We start from the raw sequence: 7,064 nt of genomic DNA, 5'->3' as shown, positions 1-7,064 counted from the left end.
CAGCGTAACCAAAGTAAAAGGCGGCCACTGCTTTATGCAAGAACAGCCACAACAAGCCGCAACTTATGTTAAAACTGCGATAAGCGAACTGAATTCGCCGCTGAAATAGCTGTTAAAGCGGCTGAAGAATTCCGGTATAATGGCGGAAATTTTTTAACCTGGAACTCCGGATGAAAAAGCGCCTACTTGTTGTTGCAATGCTGTTGTCTGCCTGTAGTCAGTTGCCCGATGAGCGCAAAGCAGAAGTTGAAACCCTTGCTATTCCGGCAGAAGAAATTAAACCTTCAGAACCGGAAGAAGTTGTTGTTGAAAACGACGCTGTTGCAGAGTCGTTAGCAACGGATTTTGAGCATATTTTCGTAGATACTGATATGACATTCAGCGGCACCCTACCGTGCGCCGATTGTCCTGGCATTTCGTATCATATTAACCTGTTCCGTGATGGCCGTTTTGCTGTGAGGCAAGAATATCTCGAGCGTAATCAGGTGAGTATCATCAGAGGGATCTGGTTGCTGGAAAAGCGCAGTCTGCATTTAGTCAATCAGCAGCAAACCCTACCTGCTTTTCACTTTGTGTCAAACACTCAGCTTGCGATGCTTGACCTGAGTGGTAAGCCTATTACATCTAACACTAATTACCAGCTGCAACGTGAAGCGGAATTCAGAAAGCTCGATACCCGCCAGGCGATGCTGGGGCTATACACCCTGAGCGACAGCCAGGCCAGCTTTACCAGTTGCGCCAGCGGCGAAACGCTGACTGTTGCCAATACCCAGCACCATTTGCCGGTGATGCGCCAGTATCAGCAGGATGAACGTTTAAAGGGTAACAGCGTAATTGCCACTCTGCTTGGCCGCCGGGGTCAGGACGAGCAAGCCAGTACGCTATTTATAGACAAGTTTGAGCAGTTCTGGCCAGGCGCCATCTGCCCTGATCAGCTGCAACCAGGCAAGATGCAGGGCATCATCTGGCGTGCAGAAAAACTGGCTAACCGCTACGTACCGCAACAGTTAAACGTGAGGGTTATTTTTGAACCTAATGAACGCCTGTACGGCTTTGCTGGCTGTAATAATTTCAATGGCAGCTACAAGCAACGCTCCAGTCAGTTAAGTGTACAGCCTCTGGTAAGTACGCGTAAGTTTTGCGCCGATAGCAGTGAACTGGAACAGCAGTTTACGCAGTCTCTGCAATCTGCTGACCGGGCTGAAGTAAACGGTGATACCTTACAGCTGTTTAAAAATAATCAGCTTATTCTGCAATTCAAACCGGCCGTTAATTAATTTACTTTGCACCGGTACAAAAACGCCTGCTGTAAAGCAGGCGTTTTTATTTGTAGCGGCTAAAACAACCAGGCATAAAAAAGCCACCCTGAGGTGGCTATTTCTTTAGCGCGTAAATTACGCTGCTAACGCTTGTTTCGCTTTAGCAACTAAAGCAGTAAAGGCTGCTTTGTCGAATACGGCGATGTCAGCCAGGATCTTACGGTCGATTTCCACTGAGGCTTTTTTCAGGCCATCAATGAAACGGCTATAAGATAAACCGTTCATACGTGATGCAGCGTTAATACGCGCGATCCACAGTTGACGGAATTGACGCTTACGCTGACGACGGTCACGGTAAGCATATTGGCCGGCTTTAATTACAGCCTGGAAAGCAACACGATAAACACGACTGCGGGCACCGTAGTAACCTTTAGCCTGGTTTAACACCTTCTTATGACGCGCGCGCGCCGTTACACCACGTTTAACTCTTGGCATGTCAGACTCCTAATTAATTATGCGTAAGGCATGCAACGGACTAAGCCGGCGATGTCTACTTTAGCGACTAAGGTTTTTGGACCTAACTGACGCTTACGCTTAGAGGTCTTCTTCGTCAGGATGTGGCGAAGGTGTGATTGCTTACGTTTAAAGCTACCAGAAGCGGTTTTTTTGAAACGCTTCGCAGCACCTTTATTGGTTTTCATCTTTGGCATAGTTAAAAACTCGCATTGTTAAATTACAACGAATAATAAGGCGTCAACCCTACCCTTTGCAGAGCAGGGTTACACTTGAAAGCACTTATTACTTCTTATTTGGGGCCAGCATCATGATCATCTGGCGACCTTCCACCCGTGAAGGGAAAGATTCGCACACGGCAATGTCTGATAAATCTTCTTTAATCCGATTTAACATATCAATACCGATGTCAAGATGCGCCATTTCACGACCACGATAACGTAGCGTTACTTTAGCTTTGTCACCCTCTTCAATGAAGCGACGCAGGTTGCGTAGTTTTACCTGGTAATCGCCTTCATCAGTTCCAGGCCGGAATTTAATTTCCTTAATCTGGATCTGTTTTTGCTTCTTCTTCTGCTCTTTCAGAGCCTTACTCTTTTCGAACAGGAACTTACCGTAGTCCATCAACTTACAAACTGGCGGTTCGGCTGTCGGGCTAATCTCTACTAAATCGGCTCCGGTTTCTTCTGCCATCGTAATGGCGTCAGCAATACGTACTACACCCAGCTGCTCACCTTCCAAACCAATTAACCGTACTTCTGGTACTGTTATTTCTTCATTGATCCTGTTAGGACGGTTTGCAGGTAATGTTTTCTTTCCTACTTTAATAGTATGTTCCTCCGAAAATTAATCTTTCGCTTAAATGGCTCAGACGCGGTCTTTTATTTCTGCAGTCAGCTGTTCTACAAAAGCTTCTACAGACATTTTACCCAAGTCTTCACCCTTGCGCGTTCTCAGTGCAATATCACCGGCTTCCATTTCTTTATCACCAACGACAACAAGGTAAGGAATGCGCTTAAGCGTGTGCTCGCGAATTTTAAAGCCTATCTTCTCATTTCTCAAGTCACTTATGACCCTAATACCGTGAGATTTGAAAGTTTTTACTAAATTCTGTACATATTCGGCCTGATTATCGGTAATATTCATCACCACCACCTGAGTTGGAGCCAACCAGGCTGGGAAGAAACCGGCATATTCTTCAATCAGAATACCGATAAAACGCTCCAGTGAACCTAAAATGGCACGGTGGATCATCACCGGAATTTGTTTCTCACCGCTTTCGGCAATATAAGATGCACCTAAACGTGCCGGCATCGAGAAATCCAGCTGCACGGTACCGCACTGCCAGGCACGGTCTAAACAGTCATGCAAGGTAAACTCGATTTTCGGGCCATAGAACGCGCCTTCACCGTGCAGGTATTCAAATTCAATACCTTTGTCCTGTAACACATCGGCCAGCGCTTTTTCAGCCTTGTCCCAGATTTCATCTGACCCAACACGCTTTTCAGGGCGGGTTGACAGCTTGACCACGATTTTATCAAAACCAAAGGTTTTATAGGTTTCATACACCATATCGATACAACCACTGACTTCAGCAGTGATTTGATCTTCAGTACAGAAAATATGCGAATCGTCCTGGGTAAAGCCACGAACCCGCATCAAACCATGCAGCGCTCCTGAAGGCTCATTACGGTGACAGCAACCAAACTCAGCCATACGCAGCGGTAAATCACGGTACGACTTCAACCCTTGGTTGAAAATTTGTACATGGCCCGGGCAGTTCATCGGCTTGATGGCGTACTCACGCTTTTCTGATTCCGTGGTAAACATGCCGCCGGCAAACTTATCCCAGTGGCCTGATTTCTCCCACAGACTGCGGTCCATCATTAGCGGACCTTTTACTTCGTCATAATCGAAGTTGCGCAGTTTTTCACGCACGAATTTTTCAAGTTCGGTATAAATAGTCCAGCCGTCATTGTGCCAAAACACCATACCCGGCGCTTCTTCCTGCCAGTGGAATAAATCCAGTGCTTTACCAATTTTACGGTGGTCACGTTTTTCGGCTTCTTCTAATTGCAGTAAGTAAGCAGCCAGTTGCTTTTTATCTGCCCATGCTGTGCCATATACACGCTGCAGCATTTTATTTTTTGAGTCACCACGCCAGTAAGCACCGGCAACTTTCATAATTTTAAAGTGCTGGCAAAAACGCATGTTTGGTACATGCGGGCCACGGCACATATCAATATATTCTTCGTGATGGTATAAGCCAGGCTGGTCGTCTTTGGCGACATTTTGCTCCAGAATTTCCATCTTGTAGCTTTCGCCACGCGCTTTAAAGGTATCAAACGCTTGCTGCCAGCTAACTTTCTTTTTAATAACGTCGTATTCGGTCTTCGCCAGCGCGTGCATACGCTCTTCAAGTGCAGCTAAATCTTCGGTACTGATTGGGTGATCCAAATCGACATCATAATAAAAACCTTTATCGATAACCGGACCGATAGCCATCTTCACATTTGGCCACAGCTGCTTAATGGCGTGACCTAATAAATGCGCACAAGAATGGCGGATAATTTCCAGCCCTTCCTGATCTTTGCTGGTAATAATGCTTAAACTGGCATCAGTTTCAATAGGATCGCAGGCATCGACTAACTGGCCATTCACCTTACCGGCGATAGTGGCTTTGGCTAGACCGGGGCCGATGTCTTTGGCAACATCCATAACGGAAACGGCATGATCAAAAGCGCGCTGGCTGCCATCAGGCAGAGTAATAACTGGCATGATAAATCCTTATACAGTGGTGGCCCACACCAAGGGACACTTGTTAAATATAATTGTTGTTCGTGCACGTACCTTGCGTGGCAGTCGACAGACTTCACTAAAGCCTGTGTGGTACACAACGTGGTACGCTGCTTATGCTAGCGGATGTTTACAGATGCCGCGTGGCAAAGCGGCGGCTATCATAGCGCGAATTGACGTAAGATTCACCGTGAAATTTCTGCTTTATCGGCCATACTTCAAAGCACGGCGCAGATAAGGAGAGAACGCATGTGGCAGGCTATTGCTGAACATATTAACAGTGAGCTGGACATTGATTTTGAGATTGAAAGCAAAGCTCAGTTGACCGGTGGCAGCATTAACCTGGCCTGGCGGGTAAGTGGTAAAGGCCAGCAGTTTTTTGTCAAACTAAACCAACGTGAACAGGCAGAACAGTTTGAAACCGAAGTGTTAAGCCTGCATGCCTTACAACAAGCCCATTGTATCAGAGTACCGAAGGTTATTTGCGCCGGCCAGACTATAGATAAGGCCTTTCTGGTCCTGGAATACATGCCATTCAGTGGTGAAACAGTGCAAGGCTGGCAGCATCTGGCCCAGCAACTGGCATTGCTGCATAAACAGCATGATCAGGCCATGTACGGCTTTGACTGGGACAATAGCCTGGGCACCACGCCACAACCGAATAAATGGCAGGCAAACTGGAGCAGTTTTTTTTCTGAACAGCGACTTGGCTGGCAGTTACAATTGTTGTTAGAACAGGGGTTTGGGTTTGGCAAAATTGATTATCTGGTAGAGCAATGCCGGCAACGTCTGCAGCATTATCAGCCGCCTCCAAGCTTGCTGCATGGTGATTTGTGGCGGGGAAATATTGGCTTTGTCGGTGATAGCCCAACCGTGTTCGATCCTGCCTGTTACTATGGTGACCGGGAAGCCGATCTGGCGTATACCACGTTGTTCGGGCGCTTTCCTGAACACTTTTACAAAGCCTATCAGGAACTTTACCCGCTGGATAAAGCGTACACCGAACGTAAAGATCTTTATAATCTCTATCATGTGCTAAACCATGCGTATTTATTTCGTGGGGCTTATCTGGTACAAGCACAAGAGATGATTAAACAACTGTTTAGCTGACCCACGCAGTGATCAAAAAAATACTACAACCGTATACGCTGTGCCTCGGGTAGAGATACAACACTTTCCCGCTTAACTTCACGGAAACTTAATAATGCTTACCTCTGAACAGCCAGTTGCACTGATTACTGGCAGCGCTAAACGGCTTGGCCGTCAAATGATACAAACTCTTCACAGCCAGGGTTACAGAGTTATTATTCACTGTAATCAGTCACGCGCTGACGCAGACGAACTTGCACAGTCATTAAACCTGCAACGGCAGCACAGTGCCGCTGTCGTGCAAGCAGATTTATTAAACGAAGCCTACTGGCCTGAACTGGTGCAACAGGTGCTCGCTTGCTTTAACAGGCTGGATGTACTGGTGAACAATGCGTCCAGTTTTTACGCAACGCCAGTTGCGAAAGCCTCGCTGGATGACTGGCAGGACTTATTTGGCTCCAACGTCAAAGCACCATACTTTCTAAGCCGCGCCCTGGTGCCTGAACTTAGTCAGCGTCAGGGTGCCATAGTAAATATGGTTGATATACATGCACAGCAACCGCTGGCGCAGCACAGTATTTACTGTATGGCAAAGGCCGCTCTTTTAATGATGACAAAATCTCTTGCCCGGGAATTAGCGCCTACAATTAGAGTCAATGCTATTGCTCCTGGCGCCATTTTATGGCCGCCGGAGCAGTCTGTCGTGCTTAAAGAGCAAGAGAAAGCCGCCATACTGGCACAAATTCCGATGCAGCAATTAGGCACGCCAGAGGACATAGCGCAAACACTGTTGTTTTTGCTGCAATCGCCTTACATTACCGGACAAGTTATAGCGGTAGACGGCGGGCGCAGTTTAGGTGGTCAAACCAAAGCCTGAGCAAAGGCTTACGTAACCAGACGGAGACATAATGAACTTACTGAGTAAAACCATCGAATGTCCGTTTTGTGGTCATGCTATGCACCTGAGTGTTGAAGTGACCGATGATGATCAGGATTACACTGAAGATTGCACGAATTGCTGTAACCCTATTCACATCAGGGTGCATAAAGACGAGCTGCACCACAGTGTGCAGCTGTTTATAGATGCCGATGATGAACAGTATTACTGATCTGCTTGGCGTGCAAACCGTTCGGCCATAATCCGCTCGACGGTTTGCACTATGGTTTGGGTTTGCTGATCGAGCTCAATATTCAGAGTGTCGCCAGCCCTTTTTTGCCCTAAGGTAGTGATTGCCAGCGTTTCGGGGATAAGGTACAGCATGAAACCATCAGACAGGGTTTCCCCCACGGTTAAGCTGCAACCTTCCACAGTAATAAAACCTTTGCTAAGCACATAACGCATATGCTCCGGAGCCAGTGCCAACTGCATAGAGCAATCATTGCCCTGTCTGTGTACAGCCACAATAT

8 protein-coding genes and 1 pseudogene are annotated in these 7,064 nt (G+C 47.0%); 4 read left to right on the top strand and 5 right to left on the bottom strand.

The genetic code is table 11. The features are described 5' to 3' along the window. The first annotated feature begins 170 nt into the window (after positions 1-170). Positions 171-1,277 (top strand): META domain-containing protein, encoded by a 1,107-nt coding sequence (locus VIN66_RS06070; protein ID WP_331923132.1) that lies wholly within the window; start codon positions 171-173, stop codon positions 1,275-1,277. Between the two features lie 117 nt (positions 1,278-1,394). On the opposite strand, the gene rplT is transcribed toward VIN66_RS06070, so the two are convergent. The 4 genes from rplT to thrS form a co-directional block, all read right to left on the bottom strand. Then, positions 1,395-1,754, bottom strand: coding sequence for a 50S ribosomal protein L20 (rplT, locus tag VIN66_RS06065; RefSeq protein ID WP_008219135.1), 360 nt, complete (start codon positions 1,752-1,754; stop codon positions 1,395-1,397). Positions 1,755-1,771: 17 nt separating this feature from the next. After that, complete coding sequence (gene rpmI, locus VIN66_RS06060; RefSeq protein ID WP_027672243.1) at positions 1,772-1,969, bottom strand: 50S ribosomal protein L35; 198 nt, start codon at positions 1,967-1,969, stop codon at positions 1,772-1,774. 88 nt (positions 1,970-2,057) lie between these two features. After that, entirely contained in the window at positions 2,058-2,600 is a 543-nt protein-coding gene (infC, locus tag VIN66_RS06055) for a translation initiation factor IF-3 (protein WP_331923133.1), read from the bottom strand. 39 nt (positions 2,601-2,639) lie between these two features. Then, positions 2,640-4,550 carry a threonine--tRNA ligase gene (thrS, locus tag VIN66_RS06050; protein ID WP_331923131.1) on the bottom strand — a complete coding sequence of 637 codons (1,911 nt, stop codon included), beginning with the start codon at positions 4,548-4,550 and terminating at the stop codon, positions 2,640-2,642. A gap of 267 nt (positions 4,551-4,817) precedes the next feature. On the opposite strand from thrS, the gene VIN66_RS06045 reads away from it, so the two are divergent. From VIN66_RS06045 to VIN66_RS06035, 3 genes are all read left to right on the top strand, one after another. Then, positions 4,818-5,678: a fructosamine kinase family protein gene (locus VIN66_RS06045; protein ID WP_331923130.1), complete on the top strand. Its 861-nt coding sequence runs from the start codon at positions 4,818-4,820 to the stop codon at positions 5,676-5,678. Between the two features lie 94 nt (positions 5,679-5,772). After that, positions 5,773-6,534, top strand: coding sequence for a pteridine reductase (locus VIN66_RS06040; RefSeq protein ID WP_331923129.1), 762 nt, complete (start codon positions 5,773-5,775; stop codon positions 6,532-6,534). Between the two features lie 31 nt (positions 6,535-6,565). After that, the gene (locus VIN66_RS06035; RefSeq protein WP_134055668.1) at positions 6,566-6,766 is read left to right on the top strand and encodes a CPXCG motif-containing cysteine-rich protein; all 201 of its coding nucleotides are present in this window, start codon (positions 6,566-6,568) and stop codon (positions 6,764-6,766) included. Here the strand turns inward: VIN66_RS06035 and VIN66_RS06030 are convergent. Further along, a pseudogene (locus VIN66_RS06030) lies at positions 6,760-7,064 on the bottom strand (riboflavin synthase); the annotation flags it as partial. The gene VIN66_RS06035 and the pseudogene VIN66_RS06030 sit on opposite strands and share 7 nt — an antisense overlap.

Origin of the sequence: Rheinheimera sp., assembly GCF_036568245.1 — a bacterium.
In the GTDB taxonomy this organism is placed as follows: Bacteria; Pseudomonadota; Gammaproteobacteria; order Enterobacterales; family Alteromonadaceae; genus Alishewanella.
The sequence above is the reverse complement of the archived record's forward strand: the minus strand, read 5'-3'. Positions and strand labels throughout refer to the sequence as shown.

Bases quoted from the DNA above. Each gene is read 5' to 3' on its own strand.
- rplT (WP_008219135.1), bottom strand. From the start codon at position 1,754: ATGCCAAGAGTTAAACGTGGTGTAACGGCGCGCGCGCGTCATAAGAAG.
- VIN66_RS06040 (WP_331923129.1), top strand. From the start codon at position 5,773: ATGCTTACCTCTGAACAGCCAGTTGCACTGATTACTGGCAGCGCTAAA.
- thrS (WP_331923131.1), bottom strand. From the start codon at position 4,550: ATGCCAGTTATTACTCTGCCTGATGGCAGCCAGCGCGCTTTTGATCAT.
- VIN66_RS06070 (WP_331923132.1), top strand. From the start codon at position 171: ATGAAAAAGCGCCTACTTGTTGTTGCAATGCTGTTGTCTGCCTGTAGT.
- rpmI (WP_027672243.1), bottom strand. From the start codon at position 1,969: ATGCCAAAGATGAAAACCAATAAAGGTGCTGCGAAGCGTTTCAAAAAA.
- VIN66_RS06045 (WP_331923130.1), top strand. From the start codon at position 4,818: ATGTGGCAGGCTATTGCTGAACATATTAACAGTGAGCTGGACATTGAT.
- VIN66_RS06035 (WP_134055668.1), top strand. From the start codon at position 6,566: ATGAACTTACTGAGTAAAACCATCGAATGTCCGTTTTGTGGTCATGCT.